Origin of the sequence: Clostridium sartagoforme (assembly GCF_039521405.1) — a bacterium.
Lineage (GTDB): Bacteria > Bacillota > Clostridia > Clostridiales > Clostridiaceae > Clostridium > Clostridium sartagoforme.
Genome location: NZ_BAAACH010000038.1, coordinates 25,069 through 46,828, shown reverse-complemented (window position 1 = coordinate 46,828; position 21,760 = coordinate 25,069). Strand labels below are relative to the sequence as shown.

The following is a 21,760-nucleotide window of genomic DNA, read 5'->3' as shown; positions in this document are numbered from 1 at the left end:
AAAACTTCTATTAATGGTAAAATTATAAATATTAAATCGTTTTTCACAGGAGGTGACATTAATGGAGATTAATCATAAAAGTATAATTAACAATATTAATAATTCTTATGTTGATACAGTAAATTCCTTATTCTTTACTCCTGATTTTTTTGTAGAAAATCATTACATTAAAGATTTGAATGATAATATGGAAAATATCTTAATTAATGAAATACTTGAGGTTGATGACGAAACACTAGTTAAATTTATAATTGGATTATGTAAAGATAAAATGGAAGACTATTTCTCTGCTATTGAAATATTTGAAGATTTACTTAAAGATATAAATTCTATAAAAAATGTATTCATTGCAGGAAATATTTATTCTATGCTTTCAATTCTATATTTAAAATTAAATAATTTTGAATATAGTAAGAAATATTTTGATTTAGCAATTAATTTTTTAGAAAGCAACTTCCAAAATGAATCATTACTTTTTCTTTATATTAATGTATCTATTACAAAATTGAAAATATGTAAATTTGATTCTTCAGTATATATTAATATTAATAATGCCTTTAGACTTTTGTCTGAAGCAGAATATTCTTATTCTTCTCAAGCATATCTAAAGCTTGGCGTTATTTATTTTAAATATCTAAATTTAAATAATATTGCTATAAAGCTTTTTAAAAAAGGCTTATCAATAGCTAAAGAAAATAAAGATGATAAATTAAAAATTTTAATCAATTTCTATATTGCTAAAACTTATAGATCATCCGATAAAACTAATGATAGTTTAGAAATATTGAATTTTATAATAAGAGAGTTTAATGAAATTTTACCATGTCCCTTAAAAATAAAGATATATAATGAGATCATTAAAATTTATATAAACTTAAATAAAAATTCTGAAATCATAGAAGAATTTTTAGAACTTTACAAAAAAGAATTATACAAGATAGAAAGTTTTTACTTTGATGTTTATTTAGCAAAATATAATTTACTACAAGTTAAATTTAAAATATCAAAAGATATTAATCCTTTAACTGATTTATTTTATTACTTAGACAATGCTTCATACATTTATAAAAGTAATCTTTCCAAATTTAGATTTATGGACTTTTGCTATTGGCTGGAAATTTCATATGGTAATGTATTCTTTAAATTAAAAGATTATAAAAATGCTTTATTTCATCATAAGAAATCGCTACTCTATTCTGAAAAGTTTCAGGATAGAAGAACTATTAATTCTTTTAAGCTAATATCTAAAGATTATGAAGCTCTTTCTGATTTTAAGGAATCTCTCATATATTTTAAGAAGTCTAACTATATAATTGAAAGATATGACAAAATCAAAAATCATGATTTGTTTATTAGATTATTTGAGGACTATGAGAATTCCAAAAGCTATCATTCTGTAAAGAATAACTTTTTTTCTAATCTTAGTCATGAACTTAGAACTCCAGTCAACATAATTTATTCTTATGTTCAGCTTATGAGTTCCTTAAAAGATAAGGATTCATATCATATTGAAGATTGCTTTTTTAAATATGAAAGAAGTATAAAACAAAATTGTTTGAGAATGCTAAAGCTCATAAATAATTTAATAGATATAACCAAGATAGATTCTGGATCTGTACAATTGAATACCTCTCCTTTAGATATAGTACCTTTTATAGAAAATTTAACATTATCTGTAATCCCGTACACTAAATATAAAAGCCTTAATATTATTTTTGATACTAACATAGAAAATTTATATATGAAGCTAGATCCTTATGCATTAGAAAGAATATTATTAAATTTATTATCTAATTCTATTAAATTTACTAGAACTAATGGAAATATACTAGTTAAACTTGATAAAACAAATTTTGATTTAAAAATAATTGTGAGAGATGATGGTATTGGAATACCTGATAATTTAAAAGATTTAGTTTTTAACCGCTTTTTTAAAGTAGATACAACTTTATCTAGAAATACAGAAGGAAGTGGAATAGGTTTATCAATAACAAAAGGGTTGGTGGAAATGCAGGGAGGATATATCTATCTTAACAAAGACTATACTGATGGCTGTGAATTTGTAATAACCTTTTCTAATATGTTAGAAGTTAATGATTCAATCGATGTTGATTTTAAGCATTTTATTGATGATGAAAAAATACTAAGAGAACTATCTGATATATATGAATTGTTCTAAATACTAATATTTGAAAATTGTATCAAACAAACTACTTTTTTAGTATATATTTTTATATAAATGTATTTTTTATATCATTTAGCAAATACTACTATTGCATTTTAGATTATTGTCTAAATATATTTTAAGGAGGATTCTAAATGAAAAAGTTTGTTTGTACTGTTTGTGGCTATATACATGAGGGAGATGCTCCACCTGAATTTTGTCCTGTCTGTAAAGTAGGCTCTGAAAAGTTCCAAGAAATTACTGATGAAATGAGATGGGCAGATCAACATAAAATTGGTACTAAAAATGATCTTGAACCAGATATGCTAGATGCATTAAGAGCTAACTTTACCGCTGAGTGCACTGAAGTTGGAATGTATCTAGCTATGTCACGTCAAGCTGACCGTGAAGGTTATCCAGAAATTGCTGAGGCATATAAAAGAATTGCCTATGAAGAAGCTGAACATGCATCTAAATTTGCTGAAATTTTAGGTGAAGTTGTAGTTGCTGATACAAAAGCTAATTTACAAGCAAGAGTCGAAGCTGAATATGGGGCTTGTGACGGTAAAAAGAAACTTGCTGATTTAGCTAAGCAACGTAATCTCGATGCAATTCATGATACTGTACATGAAATGTGCAAGGATGAAGCAAGACATGGTTGCGCTTTTAAAGGCCTGCTAAATAGATATTTTAGTTAATATTTAATTGATAAGGAGAGATTCTAATGCAAAAAATTTATTGTAGTGCAAATAATTGTTCTCATAACAAAGAAAATATTTGTTTTTCTAATCGTATAAATGTTGTTGGAAAGAATTCAGATAGCGAATGTGATACATGTTGTTCATCGTTTTTAGATCGTGCCACTTATGGTAATTTAACTAATAATGCCTATGATGAGGGGGATCCTTGTAGTTGCTTAGTCTGTAAGGTTAATAGTTGTAAATATAATGAAAATCAATTATGTTCACTAAATTCTATAAACATTTCTGGAAATAGCGTTAAGTTATATAGCCAAACCAATTGTGAAAGTTTTTGTAGAGAATAATATAAATAAAAATGATATCCAACAAAGGATATCATTTTTTATTTATTAAGGGGATAAATTATTTATTGCTAAGCCGCGCTAACAACTTATATACATATAATACTATGCTTTTATGTCAGTACTGTTACAAAAAATATAAGAAAGTATTTCTTTTTTCTTAAGACTCTTAATTTTTCTTAAGTTCATTTAACTTCTTTTGAAGATTATACACCCTTATATTTGACTTTAACTTAGCTATAAACAACTCCTCGTCTATCGGCTTAGTGATAAAATCATCTGCTCCACTATCTAATATTTTAGATAATGCTTTATTATTATCTAATGCAGTAACTGCTATTATTGATGAATCTATATTATTTCTTCTTATTTTTCTAATAAGATCTTTTCCAAATTCATTTTTGAGTATAATATCTATTAAGTATATATCATACTTTTTCCCACTTTCTATTAAAGATTTTCCATCTTCATAATAATCTACGTTACATATTTTTCTGTTCTCTAATATTGTTCTTTCTAATTCTATAAAGAAATTATTATCTTCAACAATCGCTATACTTGCTTCCTGAAGATTGTTCATATATTCATCTTCCCTAAATACATTATCTAAATATTTTCTTATTTCATCTTCTAAATCCTTTTTTAAAATATATTCACTTATTCCAAGGTTAATAAGATCTTTTCTTGTATCACTCATATCTTCACTAGTTACAACAAATATAGGAATATCAAACTTGTTATTTACTTCTCTTACAAAGTCCTCAATATTTCCATCCTTTACATATAAAGATGAAATTATAAGACAAATATTTTGCGATTCTAATACTTCTCTTGCTTCATGGAAATCCTTAACATTAATATAATTATGTCCTTTTTCTTCAACGTTTTTCTCTACTAATTTAGAAAAAAAGCTACTTTGTTCAATATGTAATATATTGCACATACTTACCACCCCTTTATTAAATCTAATTTCATTATACAGTATTTCTTCTCTTCTTTTAATTAAATCTTCTAAACTTGTATAAAAAAATTAAACTAAAGAAATTTTTCTTAACAATAACTTACATATGTTTATTTAGTTCACAGTTATTTTCATTTGCTAGGGAACAGGTATCAGGTATCAAGTATAATCAAAAATTAAGATTATATATTTAATAATTATTTTTCTAAAAGAATCTACCATCCGTTACCTATTACCTCTTACTTGTTACATGTTACCTGGTTACATGTTACCTATTCCCTGTTACTTTATCCAATAAACTATGCCTTGTGCACTACAATCTAGAAATTTTACTTCGCAATTTATTATCCCAAATGTGCTATCCATCTATATACATATAAAAATAATAAAATCATTATACTCCCTAATAATATCCATAAACTTGTAATTATAATTTTTTCTATTTTTTCATTCATAAATACACCTAAAATTTCTATTATCTATTATTGATAATAATCTATAACATTCTTTAAAAATTTAACTGTTTGAATCGGTGCTTTTCCTATAGAAGTTTCTCCTGCTAGCAGTAAACCGCTTACCCCACCTTTTATAAATCGATGAATACTTTCTATTTCTGGTAATGTAGCTAAATGTCCATTTTTCATACTATTTAATAAATGAGTTGCTATAATTACTTTTTTATTTTTTGATTTTATTGTTTCAATAGCTTTTTCTTGTAACTTTATAGCATTTAATATTCCTGACTCTGGTACTAAATCTCCTCTTCCTATAACTATAGAATCTACTACCTTTAAAATATCTTCAATATTATTAATACCAGTAGGTGTTTCTACTTTTGCCCAGACTTTACAGTTTGTATCTTTGCTACTACCTTTTATAATTTCTTTTATTATATTTATATCATCTTTTTTTTCTACAAATGATTGACATATAATATCTACATCGTTATTTAATGCCCACAATATGTTTTCTTTATCAATTTCACTTAAACAATTTTTATCATCATAAATGCCTGATAAATTACAGCCCTTACCCCCTCTTATAATTCCACCTTTTATAACTCTAGCATTTATTACTCCTTTATCTATTTTAATTATTTCAAAATTCATTGTATTGTCTTTCATAGAAATAGTCTTTATATTACTTTTAATTATTTCATCGGTTTCTATTGTCAATGGAATTAGCTTCATGTCTTTTAATGTTAAAGTATCTATACCTCTATAGAAATCTTCTCCACAAAAGTAAACTTCTTGTCCATTATAAACTTTGTATATATATTTTAAGTCCTTAGATACTCTTATTTTTTTCCCGCATAAATCAACTAGTATATGTATATCTCTTTTTAGTCCTTTAGAATATTTTATTACATATTCAAATTCTTCTTTATTAAAATGAGAACAATTTAGTCTTAATATATCTACTCCATTTTCTATTAGTTCCTTAATAATCCATTTATCTGTAGATTTTGGTCCTATAGTGGCTATTATATGCATAATTTTCTCCTAATTATTGATCATAATTATCTTTACTACAGAAATTCAATTTTTATTACAAAAATTTATTTATAATTATAATGAAAATATGATATAAAATTATTTTTATTTAAGATAATTTTATATCATATTAAATAATCATTATTACTGTCACTCCCTATTTGAGATTTCATTTAGTATATCAACGATTCCTTCTATATATAATTGCTCTATTGTCTCTTCAGCTTCTACTGGTATTTTAATATATAAAGCTGGTGCATTTATATTTTTAAGCAAGTATAAATGATCTCCCTGCTTACAAATTATATTTTTTATATTTTCATTTAATAATTTATTTACCATTTCACTGCATTCTTTAGACTTCTCATTGTTATCATAAAATATTTCACATTGTGAAATATCTTTCTTAAATTCTATTCCAACATAAAAATCTATATTTGTTATATTTGCTATAAGGACCTTCTTTAACAAGCTTCTTGCTGTACTTTGACCTTGATACAAGTCAACAATAAAATTACCACTTTCCTTTAATTTTTGTGAAATAGCTTTTAAAATTTCAGTATTATTTATATCTATTCCGTATTTCACTTTGCCTCCAAGGAAAATTATTATTAGTTCATTCTATTCTCTTTTGTATGAATATGTTCTAAAGTCTTTGTTGAAAGAATAAATTTATATATAAGTTATCTTAAGGAGGTTCATAGTGAAAAAATTTCTTATCACCTTAATTTGTATATTTATTATTTTCTCTTTTTCAGGTTGTAATTTTAATAAATCACAGTACATAAGACCTGGTACTAAACCTAACAATAATTATTATACTAATGAAATACAAGAAAGATTGAATCAAAATGATTCTTATACTATTAAGATTTTTGATTTAAATGTATATAAATATTATGATGTTAATGAAGAAGAACATAGTATTTTACCTGAATTTATTGACTCTTTAAACGATGAAAACTATGGTGCTGTAGTAGAAGAAGGGCTTTCTCCTGAATATAAGTTATTACTAGAATTTTCAGATGTAAAATATATTATAAATGCATATAACAATAAATTAATTTCAATTTATCCATGGGATGGGGTATATGATGAGGATACTATTTCCATGGAAGGTGTTTCTGACTATTATAATTTATATAAATTTTGTGAATATATAAAAAAAGTTTCTAATGGATTTGAAGGATAAATACAGAACAGTAGGTAAAATTTATATAAAGTAAAACTTTACCTACTGTCATTTTTTCTTAAGCTAACGGTTATTATTTTTTTATTCCTTCAAGCATTTTAAAAACTCTTTTTCTATTCAATGGATGAATTTTATTGGGTGCTATTTCATTTAATGGAGCTAATACAAACTCTCTTTCTTCCATTCTTGGATGTGGAATTGTTATAAAATCATCACTAGTAACTAAATCATCGTAAAAAATAATATCTAAATCTATTACTCTCGGTCCCCATCTAATTACTCTTTCTCTTTTCATGTCTTTTTCAATATTCAATAATAAAGACATAAGTTCTCTTGGATTTAATATGGTGTCTACTTCTATAGCTGCATTTTTAAAACTATCTTGATTCTCATATCCCCAAGGTTCTGTTTCTATTATTTTAGAGGCTTTTAGCAACTTTATTTCTTTATTGCTTTTTATTTTCTCTATTGCAATATTTATGTTTTCAGTCTTTTCTCCAATATTACTACCTAACGCAATATATGCTTTATGCCATCCTCTATTTATTTCTACCGCAGCTGTATCTAAATGCCTACCTATTGGTGCCCATGGTTTTTTTAATAATACTTTTATGTTTTTTACTAAATCATAGTTATATAATACATATTCTGCTATCTTTTCTGCTGCGGTTTCTATTAAATCATAACTCTCTTTTTGAAATTCCTTTTCAATATTATGGCAAAGCTCCCCATAATGAACTGACTTTGTTAAATCTCCACTCTTAGATGCTAAACTTAAATCTACATCTAATTCTAAAGATAATATAAACTTTTGTCCAAGAGATTTCTCTTCATTAAATACACCATGATTTGCAAATATCTCAACATCTTTTAAATATAACTTATCCATAGTTTTCCCTCTATTTCATTCTTAATATTTTATCAGTCATAATACATGCTCTTTTGTTTTCAAGTACATCATGTACCCTAACAAATTTACACCCCTTCATTATTCCCATTACAGTAGTTGCTATAGTACCTTCTCTTCTTTCATCTACTGGTAAGTCTAATGCTAAACCAATCATTGATTTTTTTGAAGTTGCAAGTAAAACAGGAAATCCTATATTTACAATTTTCTCTAAGTTATTCATTACAATTAAATTTTCTTCATAGTTTTTAGCAAATCCTATACCTGGATCTAATATAATATTTTCTCTTTTTACTCCAGCATCTAAAGCTATATTTATACTTTCTATTACATCTTCTATTACATTCTTCATTAAATTTGTATAAGGCTTATTTTCTCTGTTATGCATTAATATACATGGAATATCATATTTTGCTGCTACTTCCGCCATATTTTTATCTTTTTTAAATCCCCATACATCATTTATTATATCCGCACCTGCTTTTATAGCTTCTTCAGCAGTTTTGCTTTTATAAGTATCTATTGATATTAAAACATCTAGTTCACTTTTTATAGCTTTAATTATCGGAACTACTCTTTTTATTTCTTCTCCTTCGGATATATAATTCGCTCCTGGTCTTGTTGATTCTCCCCCTATATCTATTATATCGGCTCCTTCTTCTACCATTTGCTTTGCTCTTTTTACAGCTTGCTCTACTTCATTATATTTTCCACCATCAGAAAAAGAATCTGGTGTTACATTTAATATAGCCATTATATAAGTTCTTTCATCTAAATTTATTTCTTTATTTCCTATCTTCATACGTCTCTCCCCTTTAGCTTATATTTTTATAATCTTATTTTTTTTATTTTCATCCCAATAACAATCATTATAAGATTTGCAGTTAAAACAATTTCTTGAAAGTTTATCACTTTTATATATTATTTTTGAAAGCTCATCATCACTTTCTTTTCTATGCTCTTTTATGCATTTAATAATTAGTTCTTTATCCTTATGAGAAAAATTTGTATCTTCTAATATTTCTGATGCTATTATAGCACTACCCTTATGATGATCTATTCCTTCATTATATTGCATAACTCTTCCTATATCATGTAATAATGCTATTGAATATATTATTTCTTTATTATATCCTAATCCTTTTTCTAATACAGTTATATACGCAATTCTTGCAACATCTAAAAAATGTTCAATGGTATGATTACAAAACTCTCTATTTATTTCTAATTGGTTTAATTCATTTAATAATCTCTTATACTTAGGATGATTTAGAATTTTATTAACATTTCCCAAAATTCTACCCCCTATTTTAATAAACTCATTACTTCTTTTCTTAATTGATAATCCTCTTTAAAACATCCTCTATATGTTGTTGTTACAGTTTTTGTTCCTGTCTTTTTTACACCTCTCATAGTCATACACATATGTTCAGCTTCAATTATTACCATAACGCCTTCTGCATTTAAATATTTCATTATTGCATCAGCAACTTCTGTAGTTAATTTTTCTTGTAATTGTGGTTTTTTTGCATAAACTTCTACACATCTTGCGAGTTTTGAAAGTCCCGCAACCTTTCCTTTTGGTATATAAGCAATGTGTGCTTTACCATAAAAAGGTACAAGATGATGTTCACACATTGAATAAAAAGTGATATCTTTTTCAAGAACTAAATCATTTTCCTCAACAGTAAAAGTTTTTTCTAACTCACCTTTTGCATCTTTTCCTATTCCTGAAAAGATTTCTTCATACATCCTAGCTATCCTATCTGGAGTTTCTAAAAGACCTTCTCTATTTGGATCTTCCCCAATACCTTCTAATATTAATTTTACTCCTTCTAATACTTTTTCTCTATCTATCATTAAATGCCCCTCCTAATTTCCAATTTGTGATTCATATTCTTTTCTTATCTTAATTGTGATTTTATTTTCTGTCAAAATTCTATTTTCAAATTTACTTACTCCCATTATACCCAATAAACTATTAGTTATAAATATTTCATCAGCATTTATGATATCATCTAAACTTACTTCTTTTTCTATTACATCATAATTTTTAATAAGGTGATTTCTTACTACACCTGGAAGTAATCCACTACTAATTTTTGGTGTAAATATTACATTATTCTTCACAGCAAATATATTAGAAAAACTTCCTTCGGAGACATATCCTTTTTCATTCAAAAATATGACCTCATTATATCCTTCTTCCAAAGCCTCTTCTCTTTCTAAAATATTTTCTAAATAATTCATAGACTTTATATATGTCAATTTAGATGTAGAATTTTTTATTGTTTTTGCTACCTTTAATGAGAACCCTCTTAGATAATCTCCGCTCTTATATAATAGTTCTCTAGTTTCTAATAATATATTTTTTTCTGTTACAATTATTTTCAAAACACAATTTTTTATATTAAAATCATTTATTATATTACTAATATATTCAACTTCAATTGCTTCTCCAATTTTAAGAATATTAATACCATTATTAAGCCTTTTTATATGCTCTTCTAAAAACAATGGCTTTTCTTTTACTAGTATGGTTTCAAATACCCCTCTAGCAAAAAAGTATCCACTATCTATAGTTATTTTATCTTTTCCTATTATTACATTTCTCATCATAATACCCTCATTAAGGCTTTTGCTTTATCTAGTGTTTCATTATACTCATCTTCTTCTATAGAATCATAAGTTACTCCTCCACCAACGCCAAAGTAGGCCCTATTGTCCTTTTTAATAATTGTTCTTATAGCTATATTAAAATCAGCATTTCCTCTAAAATCAAAATATCCTATAGATCCTGTATAAAGATTTCTTTTTAATCCTTCTAGTTCTTCTATTATCTCCATAGCTCTAATTTTAGGAGTTCCTGTTATAGATCCCCCAGGGAAACATTCCTTAATACATTTTACTGATGATATATTGTCTTTTAAAATACCCTCTACGGTTGACACTAAATGAAATACTGTTGCATATTTTTCAAGTTCAAATAGTTCAGTTACCTTTACTGAGTAAGGTTTGCATACTTTACTTAAGTCATTTCTTTCAAGATCTACCACCATTAATAACTCTGCTCTATCTTTTTCGCTATTTATAAGTTCTAAACTATTTTTCTTATCTTCTTCTTCATTTTTCCCTCTAGGTCTTGTCCCTTTTATTGGCCTTGTAACTACCTTCCCTTTATTTATTTCAATAAATCTTTCAGGCGAAGAACTTATGACCTGAAAATCTTCAAAATTCATATAAGCAGAAAATGGTGCCTTATTTATAGTTCTTAACTTTTTATATATCTCAAAAGGTTCTTCTTTATTTTCTGTATAAAACCTTTGAGTCATATTAGCAATATAAACATCACCATTTATAATATATTTTTTTAGTTTAGTAATTGCATTTTTATAATTTTCTTTTTCAAAATTAGATTTAAAGTTTTTATTTATAGATTCAAAATCCTGCTCTTTTATTATATTTGCTAACTTTATCTTTTCCTCTAAATAATCTAAGTCTTCATTATAAGCATTATCAATTATTGATGTTATGTATTGTTTTTTATTTTCTAAATCAAACACTATAATATTCTTATAGAAAATAAACTTCATATCACTTATGTTAAAATCCTCTTTACTTGTATCTGGAAGTTCTTCTAATATTCTTCCTGTATCATATGATATATAGCCTATTGCCCCTGAAATAAATGGTATATTGTCATATCCATCATTATCAAGTTTATATTTATTTATAAGATTTTCTAAAACAGTAAAAGGCTCTCCATGAATCTTAACTTTATCGATAAATGACTCTTGTCCTTTCGATTCAAAAATCATAAAAGGATTTGTTCCTATAAAAGAGAATTTAGATAAAATTTTATCTTCTTTAGATGAATCAAGTAATATTGTATTTATTTCGTCCTTGAAAATATTATAAACTTCAAGAGGATTGTAATTTGTACTTATTTCTCTAACCCTAATCATCTTTATTCTCCTTAAAGCTCTTCGATATTTGTATAAAATTCTCTATTATCTTATGTCCCTCTTCTGTCATTTCAGCTTCTGGATGAAATTGAACTCCAAAAATAGGATATTTTTTATGTTTTATTCCCATAACTACATTATCTTCGGTGTAACTAGTTACTTCTAAGTCATTACTAATATTTTTATTATCTATTATAAGTGAATGATATCTTGTTACCCTCAATGGATTTTTTACGCCATTAAAAATATCTTTATTTGAATGATTGATATAACTTATTTTTCCATGAACAGGTTCTTTTCCTTTTATTATATTACTAGAAAAATAATGTCCTATGCACTGATGACCTAAACATATTCCAAGTATAGGCTTTACTCCCTTAAATTTATGTAAAATTTCTAGCGATATCCCTGCCTCATTAGGTGTCTTAGGTCCTGGCGAAATTATTATTCCATCTATCTCTAACATTTCTATTTCTTGAATAGTTATCTTATCATTTCTATATATTAAAACTTCTTCTCCTAATTCTTCTATATACCTAACTAAATTAAACACAAAAGAATCATAATTATCTATCATTAAAAGCATAAATATCCTCCATGTTTTATATTAAAAGTAAATCTATTGTGTTAAAATATTTTTAATGAATAGATTATATCATAATAATATATAACTTTAAAATTTTAAGTTACATATTATTAATTTGGAAGGAGAAGATATATGTTTAAATGCGATTTGCATATTCATTCTATTTGCTCTGATGGTAGATTTACTCCTAGAGATATAGTAAAAATGGCAAAGCAAAGGAATTTGGATTATGTTTCATTAACAGATCACGATACATTAACTGGTATAAAAGAAGCTTTAAATGAAGCAGAAGCTCTTAATGTTAAGTTTATTCCCGGAATAGAGCTATCTACAGAATATAATAGAGAATCAATTCATATTTTAGGCTTTTTTAATAAAGATAATTATGATCATCCCGAACTTAATAATATATTAGCCGAATTAAAAGAAAGAAGAATTTCCAGGGCTCATAAGATAGTTGATAATCTAAAAAAATATCATAATATTAAAATTGATATAAATAAGGTTTTATCTAACGGAAAAGATACTATAGCAAGACCTCATATAGCGAAAGCTATAATAGATGCTGGTTATTCTTATGACCATGATTATATTTTTGATAACTTTATAGGTAATAACTGCCCAGCTTATATTCCATCTACTAAACTTTCTACAAAGGAAGGGATCGAATTATTAAAGAAGTATAATGCCTTAGTTTTTTTAGCACATCCTGTATTGGTTAAGAAAACACCAGTTGAAGATTTATTAGATTTAGGATTCGATGGACTTGAAGCTATTTATTATAAAAATAAAGAAGCTGATACAGAGAATTTTTTAAAATTAGCTAAAGACAGAAATTTATTTATTTCAAGTGGATCCGACTGTCATGGTATCCCTAATGATAAAGGCCATGGAAGTGTTGGAGATGTTAATATTACTCAAGAGGATTATATAATCTCAATGTTAAATTGGGTTTTATCTTATGATTAAATCATAAAGGGCTGTTAAATAGACAGCCCAATTAATAATTTTTTATTTTAATTGTATAGTCGCTTCGCATATTTGAAAAATATTATACTTATTATTAATACTGAAATTCCTCCGAATAGAACTACTATATAAGGTTCTATACTTTGAAGTAAAATTCCCGATATTATATACGATATTGGGACTACTACTTTTACTATACTTATTGTTAAACTTATTGATCTTCCTCTATATTCTTCCTCTATATTAGTTTGCATAGTATATGAAAATGGAATATCAACTAAAGATATACATATACCCATAAATATCATTATAATTAAATAGTACATTATATATACATTTATATTATTTATAGTTTTAAATAATATCGGAATAGAAAGTAATATTATATTAACCGACATGACTATTCCTACTGCTGAAAAAATATTGTTTAATTTATATTTAGCCATAATTTTTTTAACTACAAATGCACCTATTATCATTCCTACAGGGATTCCTCCCTGAATTAATCCATAACTTTTAGCTGGAATTTCTAATATATTATTTAATATAATTGGTATTGGAATCGTAACTGAAAAAGATATAAAAAAGTTAAATATTATAAATATAGATAGAATTCTAATAATGTATCTTTTACTTATTAAATATTTAAGTCCTTCTGCTATTTCCTTAAAATAGTTCAATTTCCCAAAAGTAATACTTTCACTATCCATTTCTTCTGATTCATTTTCAGTATTATATTTAAAATCAATTAAAGTATCTAAAATTGCTGAAACTATAAACGAAATAGAATTTATTAATATAAAAGTTTCTATATTAAAAGCAGCAAATGCCACTCCTCCTAATACTGGTCCTAACACAGAAGATATTGAATCTATTATTCTATTTCCTGAATTAATGTTAACTACCTTATCTTTTGAAACAATATTAGGAATGGCTGAATCTATGCTTATATCAAATATAATGTTTATACTTGTAATAACAAAAGTACTTAAATAAATAGTTCCTAGATTTAACCCCTTCCAATTACTGATTAAGTACACTGTAAATAAAAATATTCCATTTAAAGCGTTAGCTATAACTGCTAACTTCTTCTTGTTAAATTTATCTACTATTACTCCTACAAAAGGATTCAATATAATTATTGGCAATATACTTAAAATCAAAGTAGTAGAAAAGCTAATGCTTGACCCAGTTATCTTTAATGTATATAAGCTTATGGCAAAAGTATATATGGCTGTCCCAAATATTGATATCAAATTTGCTAGATAAAATAAAATAGAGTTTCTATCTTCTTTATTCTTTATATATTTCATTTTTATCACCTCTAGAAAATTGTATAATATCTTCTATACAACATATCAACCCTATATTTTGGGATATTTTTATTATATTTTAAAAAAAGGTAGGGTTAACCCTACCTTTTTCCAAAATATAAATATGAATAAACTTCCTCACTATCAGAAAAATAATTTTCATATATACTAGGTTTATTTAAATAATCTGACTTTTGATCTGATATCATAGTAAAATTATATTTATTTAGTTCCTCTTTAATATAATTAATGTTAAAATTCTTTCTATTTTCTCTTTTTATGGGGTTACTTAATATAAATTTTTTAAATAAAATATATGATAAAACAACATATGAATCTTCCTTTAAATATTTCAATATATTTTCAAGTGAAAAATCATTTTTATCAAACCAATAATTGCTACTACCTCCATAGTCTAAAAATATATCAATAGATTTTTTCTTTATTGGTATGTATTTAAAATCTGTACAAATAAACATTATATTCTTTTTAAAACTACTTCTTTCTATTAATGACTTTAAGTAATTATGTTTTTCAATATTATTATCTATAGCAATATACACACTATTATCTAAATTATCATATAAATTTCTTAATAAAAAACCTAATCCAGTTCCTATTTCTAATATTACTTTATTTTTAAAAGAAATTTTACATAGTTCATTACATGTCCAATCTAAGCCTTTTCTTAAATTTAAAATATACCTTTCATCTGTCTCTTTTATATAGTCTTCAATAATGAGATTATATATTTCATCACTATTTTTTACAAAATCATCGTCAATAATTAATATTCCTGATTTTATACTATATTTCATACCACAAGTACACTTTAATTTTCCTTCTAATATTTGATTATTTTTTATATTACCATCTTCTAAGTATAACTCATCCCCACATTTAATACATGATAATAGACTTAAGTTTTTAATATCTATTCCTAAGTTAAAACTTTTTTGTATTTCTGTTGTATTTATATATTTTAATTTGTTTATTAATCTTGATTCTATATCTACTAATTCATTTATTTTTCTATTTACTTCCTTTTGCTTTAAATCAAATATATCATATAAAACATTATTTTTTTCATTAACACTAAGTTTTCCTAATGTTTCGTACACAAAAATGGATTTTATTTCATTCAAAGTAAAACCTAATGCTTTTAATTCTAAAATACTTTCAATTTCTTTTTGGCATTTTTCATTAAATTCATATTGAGCACCATTCTTATAAGGTATAATAAGACCTAAATCTATATAATGTCTAACAGTTTCAATACTTACTTTATTCCTTTTACTAAATTCTCCAATTCTCATATATACTCTCACTTTTCAATATTATGATATATATGTCATGCTTATAATCTAAACAATTAAGAATTATATACCATTGTTCTATATTCATTTAAATAAAATAATAAAATCAAAAACATATATATTAATTAATTTTATATTAATTTACTATATCTTTCAAACTTTTGTAGTATTAAAATTATAAAAATATATGAAAATCACTATATTCATAATAATATTAAAATGGAGCTGCCTTATAACAGCTCCTAAAAATTATGCTTTATATAGGATATTACCTAATTATTTATGACCTTCCACTTGATTATCTATCTCTTTTTCTTTTTTATCATCAACAAACCATTTACATTGAGTAGTAGGATTACTTACTATTCCCAGTGCAACTAATATTGACAATATAGTATTTGTTATTGCTTGATATTCTTCTGGAATTACTTCTATACCTAATGAATTTAAAAGCATTGGTATTAAAGCAAATATGGATACCCATAATCCATAATTTTTGAATCTTGACCAATCAAATTCCATAATATCCCCTCCTTAATTCATAATATATTTTATTCACATAATTAAATTATGTGAATAAAAAAATAAAGTCATATTAAATTAAGACTTATTTAGCTTAATTTAATATGACTTTTGGGATTTAATCTAATTTTGATTCTAAAAAGGCTTTATAGCCTCTCATTGTTTCATATATATCTAATTTACTTGCAACTTCCCATGGAGCATGCATATTTTGTAGTGCTACTCCACAATCAATAACTTCCATATTATATTCAGCTAATATGTAAGCAATTGTTCCACCACCACCTTGATCTACTTTTCCAAGTTCAGCAGTTTGATAAGCAATATCATTTTCATCCATTATATTTCTAAGCCATGCCATAAATTCTGGATTTGCATCATTACAGCCTGACTTTCCTCTTGCACCTGTGTACTTACTAAACACAAGGCCTTTTCCAAAATATGATGAATTTTTCTTTTCCATTACAGATGGATAATTAGGATCATAGGCTGCTGTTACATCGGCTGATAGCATTTTAGAGTTTGATAGAGCCCTTCTTAACTTTAAGCTTGAATATTCTCCAAGTCTATCCATTACTTCTGCTACTGTATTTTCAAAGAATTTTGAATGCATTCCTGTAGCACCATTACTTCCAACTTCTTCTTTATCTACTAGCAATATTACTGATGTATATCTAGTTTTGTCTATATCTAAAAGAGCCATTAATGAAGTGTACGCACAAACTCTATCATCTTGACCATATGCCATTACCATACTTCTATCTAATCCATACTCTCTAGCTCTTCCAGCTGGAACTACTTCTATTTCAGCTGATAAGAAATCAGCTTCTTCAAAATCATATTTTTCTTTTAAAATATTAAGAATATTTGCCTTAACAGCATCTTTTTCACTACCTTCTAAAGGCATATTTCCAACTAATAAATTTAAATCTTCTCCTTCGATTACTACATTAGCTTTCTTTTGAAGTTGATCCGCTGATAAATGTATTAAAAGATCTGATATTCCAACTACTGGATCACTACTATCTTCTCCTATAACTACATCTATTTTAGTACCATCTTTCTTAATCACTACTCCATGCAACGCTAGCGGAAGTGTAACCCATTGATATTTTTTTACGCCTCCATAATAATGTGTTTCCATCATTGCAAGATCTGAATCTTCATATAGTGGATTTTGTTTTAAATCTAATCTTGGAGAATCCACATGTGACCCTATTATTCTCATACCTTTTTCTAGCGGCTCTTCTCCTATAAGAAATAAGGCTAGTGCTTTATCTTTATTATTTATAAACACTTTATCTCCAGGTTTTAATTTTTCTTGATTTTCTATTACTTCTTCTAAATCCCTATACCCAAGAGCCATTGCCATATCTATACTAGTCAACACACACTCTCTTTCTGTTTTACATAATGACATATAGTCTATATAGCCGTTACAGAAATCAAATAATTCTTCCTTTTTATTACCTAAATATTTTTGCCAAGGATTTTTCTTATCTTCTTTATTCATATTACTCCTCCTAAAAACTATTATATTTATTATTATAACTTTTATTTATATGATTTATTATTCTATTATCTTATCCATTCTATTTTCAATTATATCTACTGGAGTTACATCTGACATAAGTGAATGTCTATAATTTGCTGCTGCTGCCTCTATTATTACAGCAATATTTCTACCCGGTCTTACTGGTACTCTCAATCTTTTTACTTTAACTCCTAAAATATCTTGGCGTTCATCATTTAACCCTAATCTATCATAGTCCCCATCATCTTTCCAATGCTCAAAATGCATAAGTAATTGGATATCCTTTTCAGGAAGAATAGAACTTAAGCCGTACAATGATGAAACATCTATTATACCAATTCCTCTAACTTCAAGCATCCCTATTGTTATTCTTGGAGACCTTCCTATAAGTTCTCCATCTATTTCTTTTATATCAACTGCATCATCAGTTACTAATCTATGTCCTCTTTTTATTAACTCTAAAGCAGTCTCACTTTTGCCTATACCACTTTCACCTGTTATTAATATTCCTATTCCATATACATCTACTAAAACTCCATGAAGTCTAGTTTCCGGAGCTAATTGTCCTGCTAAATAAATTGTTATTTTGCTTATAAATTGAGTAGTTACTAACTTAGTTTTTATTATCCATACTTTATTTTTTTTCGCTGCCTTTAATAATTCTTCATGTGGCTCTAAATCCCTAGTTATAATTAAGCAATTTAAATTAAAACTAAAGTACTTATCTATTCTTTTTTTACGGAGTTCTACTGCCATAGCATCTAAGAAACTCCATTCTGCTTTACCTATAACTTGTATTCTTTCAGGAGCAAAATAGTTGTAAAACCCTGCTAATTGTAATCCTGGTCTATTTATATCATTAACAAAAATTTCTACGTTTTTATTTCCTTCTACTAATACTTCCATATCAAAATCTTTAATTAATTTTTCTACTGTAACTGACAAATTTATCACCCTTTAATTTCTTTTTTTTAATTCAACTGTTTCTAATTGAGCTTTGAAGTTACTTTTTACACTATCTATATATCTTCTTCTTAATATTTGTTGTTCTTCTTTTTCTGAATCATCTAATCCTTCTTCTTTACTTTTTTTATAAAGTTCATTAATTCTTTTTATTATATCATCCATTTTCATATCTTTATATTCCATCCTTGGTTCTCCTTTGCTTTGACTAATTTTATTTAACTCTTTATTACATTTTACCTTCTATTTTAATCAATATCAACTTATATAATTTCGACAAATTCTAATATTAATTTTTTTGTTAATCATTTACTTTAAGGTATTATTTTCAATTTATACCATTTATTTTAATATTTTCATTAAATTTACATAATTTTTATAGGTTATTTTGTTGTTATTTGTTTTATAAAACCATTTTACATTTTTACACTTTTTGGTATAATATTGTTATAACAAGATGTATTTTGTAAATAGATGGAGGTGCTACTAAAATGATTAAAAAACGTAGAAAACAAATAATAATTAAAAAAGCTATTCTAAATTTCTTACTAGGATATCTTTCACCAAGCAACAAACTAATAATTTATCTTTCTCAAGATTTGGACAAGCTTATAAGTAAAACACAAAAGAATATATATAGAAAATATATTAAAAAACACTTTGGTAGCAACCCTTTGAAAAAGGTTGCCTAAATAATTTACTAATTATTTATTATGTATTAGAGGTATAAATTACTTTGTTTTATGAATATATAAATATAATTACTTATAATCAATAAAAAATATAAAAACTTTTTATGGCTTTAAAAGTTTTTATATTTTTTTGAATTAAAAAACGCCTCAATATTTGAGGCATTAATACAAATTATATTACTAACATGTTTTTTAACCATATCTTTTTATGTTCAATGGAATCTCTTTTAATTAGCAGATAAATTCTTTAGCTACATCTTCAATAGTTACTCCATTTTCTTCTTTTGTAAATAGCGCCATGAATTGAATAGATTCATAATTTGATATCTCCATTTGAAAAGCCATAACTTCTCCTAAAACATCTAATTCTTCTACTATTTCTTCTATTATATCAACTACTTCATCATTAGCATACTCGTAAAGGTATGGAATAAAATACTCTTTGAACCATTCATTACTTTCTTCTTCATAATCACTTTCTTCATTTGAATAACTTCTAGCTGCACTTAATACATCTTCATCAAAATCTAAAAAGAATTTAACTAGAAATATACCATCTTCAGTTTTTAAATCTTCAATTTCAGATAATCCATTTTCATCTAATATGTTTATAATTTTATTGAAATCCATAATTTAACCTCCAAATTAATATAACAATTTTTTATATTCTTTTTTTACAGCTAAAAATTCTTTATCATCTTCAACCAAATTTAATTCTTCTTTTCCATCTACTTCATCTACTCTAAAAACATATACATCTTCACTTTTCTCATCTATTGGTGCTAAAAGTAAATATTCTGTTTCTTCTAAATAAACTCTAGCAACTGCTTCAAAGTCTATTTTATTACCTTTCTCATCTAAAAAACTCATTATTCTTCTTTCGTCTTCATTAATGTTAAAATCTTTATCTTCCATTCTTTTCTCCTTTATATTAACTAATTATTATTATTTTATATTTAAAAGCAATTTTTTACTACTATTTTTATTTTATCCATTTTTATTTATTAGTCAAACTTTGTAACTTTATATCTATTTTTCTCATATTATAAATTAAAAATATTTTCAGAGGATGAGTTTATGCTAGAAACAATATTATTAGTTTTATCAGTATCTATAGATTCATTTTTAGCAAGTATTGCTTATGGAACTAGCAAAATAAAAATTCCATTTTTATCAGCTCTCATAGTTGATATTATCTCTGCTAGTATGTTAGGATTCTCCTTATTAATAGGAGGATTTCTTCAAAATTATATTTCTTCTAATATTGCAAAAATAATAAGTTTTTTTATACTTTTTTTTCTAGGTATATATAGACTTTTTGAAAGCTTACTCAAATCATATATAAAAAAAAGATCACATAATTTTTCGCCTTTAACCTTTAAAGTATTTGATTTTAAATTTGTTCTCCAAGTATATGCTGATGAAGTCAAAGCAGATTTTGATAAATCTAAAATACTTACTCCTAAAGAGGCCTTTTACCTTGCCTTTGCTCTTTCTTTAGATAGCTTAGCTGTAGGGTTTGGTAGTAGCCTTATTTTTATTAATTATATTCAAGTTTTTATAGTTGCTCTTATTATAGGACTTGTATCAATATTATTAGGGGCATTTATCGGAAGAAAATTCATAGAAAATATAAACCTAAATCTTTCTTGGTTATCAGGAGCAATGTTAATTATCCTTGCTTTTTTAAGAGTATTTTAAAAAGCTTGTAGTTTATAGTTATACTATACTAAAAATACAAGCTTACATATGTTTTATTGAAAGCTAAGAAAAGTAAATTGGGTAAAGCCTCTTTATTTATTAAACTTTTTATAATATCTAAATAAAAAGGAAGCTAAAATAGCTTCCTTTTATATTTTATTTAGTTGTTTCTTTTTTCTTTTTATTAAATACGAAGAATGCTCCAGCACCTACTATAATTAATCCTATTACTAATGGGTAAATTGGATTATTTCCACCTGTTGCTGGTAAAGAACCTCCATTATCGTTTCCATTATTAGAAGCTTTTTCTGCAATTATAAACTTACTAAAATGAGGAGTCTTAAATGTTACTTCATTTCCATTTATAGTTGTTTCCATTTCTTTAAATGTCTTAGTTTCTTCATCATAATAGAATACTGCTAAATTTCCTTTGTTTAATC

General features: G+C 25.5%; 26 protein-coding genes. 7 read left to right on the top strand and 19 right to left on the bottom strand.

Annotated features, from left to right (window positions below):
- Positions 1-61: 61 nt before the first annotated feature.
- From ABDZ60_RS15720 to ABDZ60_RS15710, 3 genes are all read left to right on the top strand, one after another.
- Entirely contained in the window at positions 62-2,179 is a 2,118-nt protein-coding gene (locus tag ABDZ60_RS15720) for a sensor histidine kinase (RefSeq protein WP_343779343.1), read from the top strand.
- A gap of 140 nt (positions 2,180-2,319) precedes the next feature.
- Positions 2,320-2,862, top strand: coding sequence for an NADH peroxidase (locus ABDZ60_RS15715; protein WP_016207221.1), 543 nt, complete (start codon positions 2,320-2,322; stop codon positions 2,860-2,862).
- Between the two features lie 26 nt (positions 2,863-2,888).
- The gene (locus tag ABDZ60_RS15710; protein WP_016207222.1) at positions 2,889-3,209 is read left to right on the top strand and encodes a DUF1540 domain-containing protein; all 321 of its coding nucleotides are present in this window, start codon (positions 2,889-2,891) and stop codon (positions 3,207-3,209) included.
- 166 nt (positions 3,210-3,375) lie between these two features.
- Here the strand turns inward: ABDZ60_RS15710 and ABDZ60_RS15705 are convergent, their stop codons facing one another.
- From ABDZ60_RS15705 to ABDZ60_RS15695, 3 genes are all read right to left on the bottom strand, one after another.
- Positions 3,376-4,149 (bottom strand): response regulator transcription factor, encoded by a 774-nt coding sequence (locus ABDZ60_RS15705; RefSeq protein ID WP_016207223.1) that lies wholly within the window; start codon positions 4,147-4,149, stop codon positions 3,376-3,378.
- 500 nt (positions 4,150-4,649) lie between these two features.
- On the bottom strand, positions 4,650-5,660 hold the full coding sequence (locus tag ABDZ60_RS15700; protein WP_343779338.1) for a pyruvate kinase: 1,011 nt from the start codon (positions 5,658-5,660) through the stop codon (positions 4,650-4,652).
- A 150-nt stretch (positions 5,661-5,810) separates the two neighbouring features.
- The gene (locus ABDZ60_RS15695) at positions 5,811-6,248 is read right to left on the bottom strand and encodes an N-acetylmuramoyl-L-alanine amidase (protein ID WP_016207224.1); all 438 of its coding nucleotides are present in this window, start codon (positions 6,246-6,248) and stop codon (positions 5,811-5,813) included.
- A 115-nt stretch (positions 6,249-6,363) separates the two neighbouring features.
- Here ABDZ60_RS15695 and ABDZ60_RS15690 point away from each other — a divergent pair, with 115 nt between their 5' ends.
- Positions 6,364-6,852, top strand: a complete 489-nt coding sequence (locus ABDZ60_RS15690) for a DUF4883 family protein (RefSeq protein WP_016207225.1) — start codon at positions 6,364-6,366, stop codon at positions 6,850-6,852.
- Between the two features lie 73 nt (positions 6,853-6,925).
- Here the strand turns inward: ABDZ60_RS15690 and folK are convergent, their stop codons facing one another.
- Genes folK through ABDZ60_RS15655 form a run of 7 tightly spaced genes read right to left on the bottom strand, consistent with a single transcriptional unit; the run spans position 6,926 to position 12,310 of the window.
- Positions 6,926-7,741, bottom strand: a complete 816-nt coding sequence (gene folK / locus ABDZ60_RS15685; RefSeq protein WP_016207226.1) for a 2-amino-4-hydroxy-6-hydroxymethyldihydropteridine diphosphokinase — start codon at positions 7,739-7,741, stop codon at positions 6,926-6,928.
- A 10-nt stretch (positions 7,742-7,751) separates the two neighbouring features.
- A complete protein-coding gene (gene folP / locus ABDZ60_RS15680) occupies positions 7,752-8,561 on the bottom strand; it encodes a dihydropteroate synthase (RefSeq protein WP_343779334.1) in 810 nt (269 codons plus the stop codon).
- 18 nt (positions 8,562-8,579) lie between these two features.
- The gene (locus ABDZ60_RS15675) at positions 8,580-9,053 is read right to left on the bottom strand and encodes an HD domain-containing protein (RefSeq protein ID WP_047001152.1); all 474 of its coding nucleotides are present in this window, start codon (positions 9,051-9,053) and stop codon (positions 8,580-8,582) included.
- A gap of 11 nt (positions 9,054-9,064) precedes the next feature.
- The gene (gene folE, locus ABDZ60_RS15670) at positions 9,065-9,619 is read right to left on the bottom strand and encodes a GTP cyclohydrolase I FolE (RefSeq protein WP_047001151.1); all 555 of its coding nucleotides are present in this window, start codon (positions 9,617-9,619) and stop codon (positions 9,065-9,067) included.
- Between the two features lie 12 nt (positions 9,620-9,631).
- Positions 9,632-10,378 (bottom strand): aminotransferase class IV, encoded by a 747-nt coding sequence (locus tag ABDZ60_RS15665; protein ID WP_242835092.1) that lies wholly within the window; start codon positions 10,376-10,378, stop codon positions 9,632-9,634.
- Positions 10,375-11,724, bottom strand: coding sequence for an aminodeoxychorismate synthase component I (gene pabB, locus ABDZ60_RS15660; RefSeq protein ID WP_343779328.1), 1,350 nt, complete (start codon positions 11,722-11,724; stop codon positions 10,375-10,377). Before pabB ends, ABDZ60_RS15665 begins: the two co-directional genes overlap by 4 nt.
- Positions 11,717-12,310, bottom strand: coding sequence for an anthranilate synthase component II (locus ABDZ60_RS15655; protein ID WP_047001149.1), 594 nt, complete (start codon positions 12,308-12,310; stop codon positions 11,717-11,719). Before ABDZ60_RS15655 ends, pabB begins: the two co-directional genes overlap by 8 nt.
- A 132-nt stretch (positions 12,311-12,442) precedes the next feature.
- Between ABDZ60_RS15655 and ABDZ60_RS15650 the strand changes: the two genes are divergently transcribed.
- Positions 12,443-13,279 carry a PHP domain-containing protein gene (locus ABDZ60_RS15650; protein ID WP_047001148.1) on the top strand — a complete coding sequence of 279 codons (837 nt, stop codon included), beginning with the start codon at positions 12,443-12,445 and terminating at the stop codon, positions 13,277-13,279.
- Positions 13,280-13,326: 47 nt separating this feature from the next.
- On the opposite strand, the gene ABDZ60_RS15645 is transcribed toward ABDZ60_RS15650, so the two are convergent.
- The 6 genes from ABDZ60_RS15645 to ABDZ60_RS15620 all read right to left on the bottom strand — a co-directional run bounded on the left by ABDZ60_RS15645 (position 13,327) and on the right by ABDZ60_RS15620 (position 19,113).
- Positions 13,327-14,592: an MFS transporter gene (locus tag ABDZ60_RS15645; RefSeq protein WP_047001147.1), complete on the bottom strand. Its 1,266-nt coding sequence runs from the start codon at positions 14,590-14,592 to the stop codon at positions 13,327-13,329.
- Between the two features lie 101 nt (positions 14,593-14,693).
- Positions 14,694-15,908, bottom strand: coding sequence for a methyltransferase domain-containing protein (locus tag ABDZ60_RS15640; RefSeq protein ID WP_047001146.1), 1,215 nt, complete (start codon positions 15,906-15,908; stop codon positions 14,694-14,696).
- A gap of 276 nt (positions 15,909-16,184) precedes the next feature.
- A complete protein-coding gene (locus tag ABDZ60_RS15635; protein ID WP_016207240.1) occupies positions 16,185-16,430 on the bottom strand; it encodes a phage holin in 246 nt (81 codons plus the stop codon).
- A 118-nt stretch (positions 16,431-16,548) separates the two neighbouring features.
- Positions 16,549-17,943: an aminopeptidase gene (locus ABDZ60_RS15630; protein WP_047001145.1), complete on the bottom strand. Its 1,395-nt coding sequence runs from the start codon at positions 17,941-17,943 to the stop codon at positions 16,549-16,551.
- 57 nt (positions 17,944-18,000) lie between these two features.
- On the bottom strand, positions 18,001-18,909 hold the full coding sequence (hprK, locus tag ABDZ60_RS15625; protein WP_016207242.1) for an HPr(Ser) kinase/phosphatase: 909 nt from the start codon (positions 18,907-18,909) through the stop codon (positions 18,001-18,003).
- 12 nt (positions 18,910-18,921) lie between these two features.
- Positions 18,922-19,113: a DUF896 domain-containing protein gene (locus ABDZ60_RS15620; protein ID WP_016207243.1), complete on the bottom strand. Its 192-nt coding sequence runs from the start codon at positions 19,111-19,113 to the stop codon at positions 18,922-18,924.
- Positions 19,114-19,418: 305 nt separating this feature from the next.
- On the opposite strand from ABDZ60_RS15620, the gene ABDZ60_RS15615 reads away from it, so the two are divergent.
- Entirely contained in the window at positions 19,419-19,619 is a 201-nt protein-coding gene (locus ABDZ60_RS15615) for a hypothetical protein (RefSeq protein ID WP_047001144.1), read from the top strand.
- A 231-nt stretch (positions 19,620-19,850) separates the two neighbouring features.
- Here the strand turns inward: ABDZ60_RS15615 and ABDZ60_RS15610 are convergent, their stop codons facing one another.
- Both ABDZ60_RS15610 and ABDZ60_RS15605 read right to left on the bottom strand, forming a co-directional pair.
- The gene (locus ABDZ60_RS15610) at positions 19,851-20,249 is read right to left on the bottom strand and encodes a hypothetical protein (RefSeq protein WP_047001143.1); all 399 of its coding nucleotides are present in this window, start codon (positions 20,247-20,249) and stop codon (positions 19,851-19,853) included.
- Between the two features lie 15 nt (positions 20,250-20,264).
- Entirely contained in the window at positions 20,265-20,534 is a 270-nt protein-coding gene (locus ABDZ60_RS15605; protein ID WP_047001142.1) for a DUF1292 domain-containing protein, read from the bottom strand.
- Positions 20,535-20,696: 162 nt separating this feature from the next.
- Between ABDZ60_RS15605 and ytaF the strand changes: the two genes are divergently transcribed.
- Positions 20,697-21,320, top strand: a complete 624-nt coding sequence (gene ytaF / locus ABDZ60_RS15600) for a sporulation membrane protein YtaF (RefSeq protein WP_047001141.1) — start codon at positions 20,697-20,699, stop codon at positions 21,318-21,320.
- Positions 21,321-21,476: 156 nt separating this feature from the next.
- Here ytaF and ABDZ60_RS15595 read toward each other — a convergent pair.
- The coding region (locus ABDZ60_RS15595) for an LPXTG cell wall anchor domain-containing protein (protein WP_343779320.1) at positions 21,477-21,760 on the bottom strand (284 nt) is incomplete at its 5' end.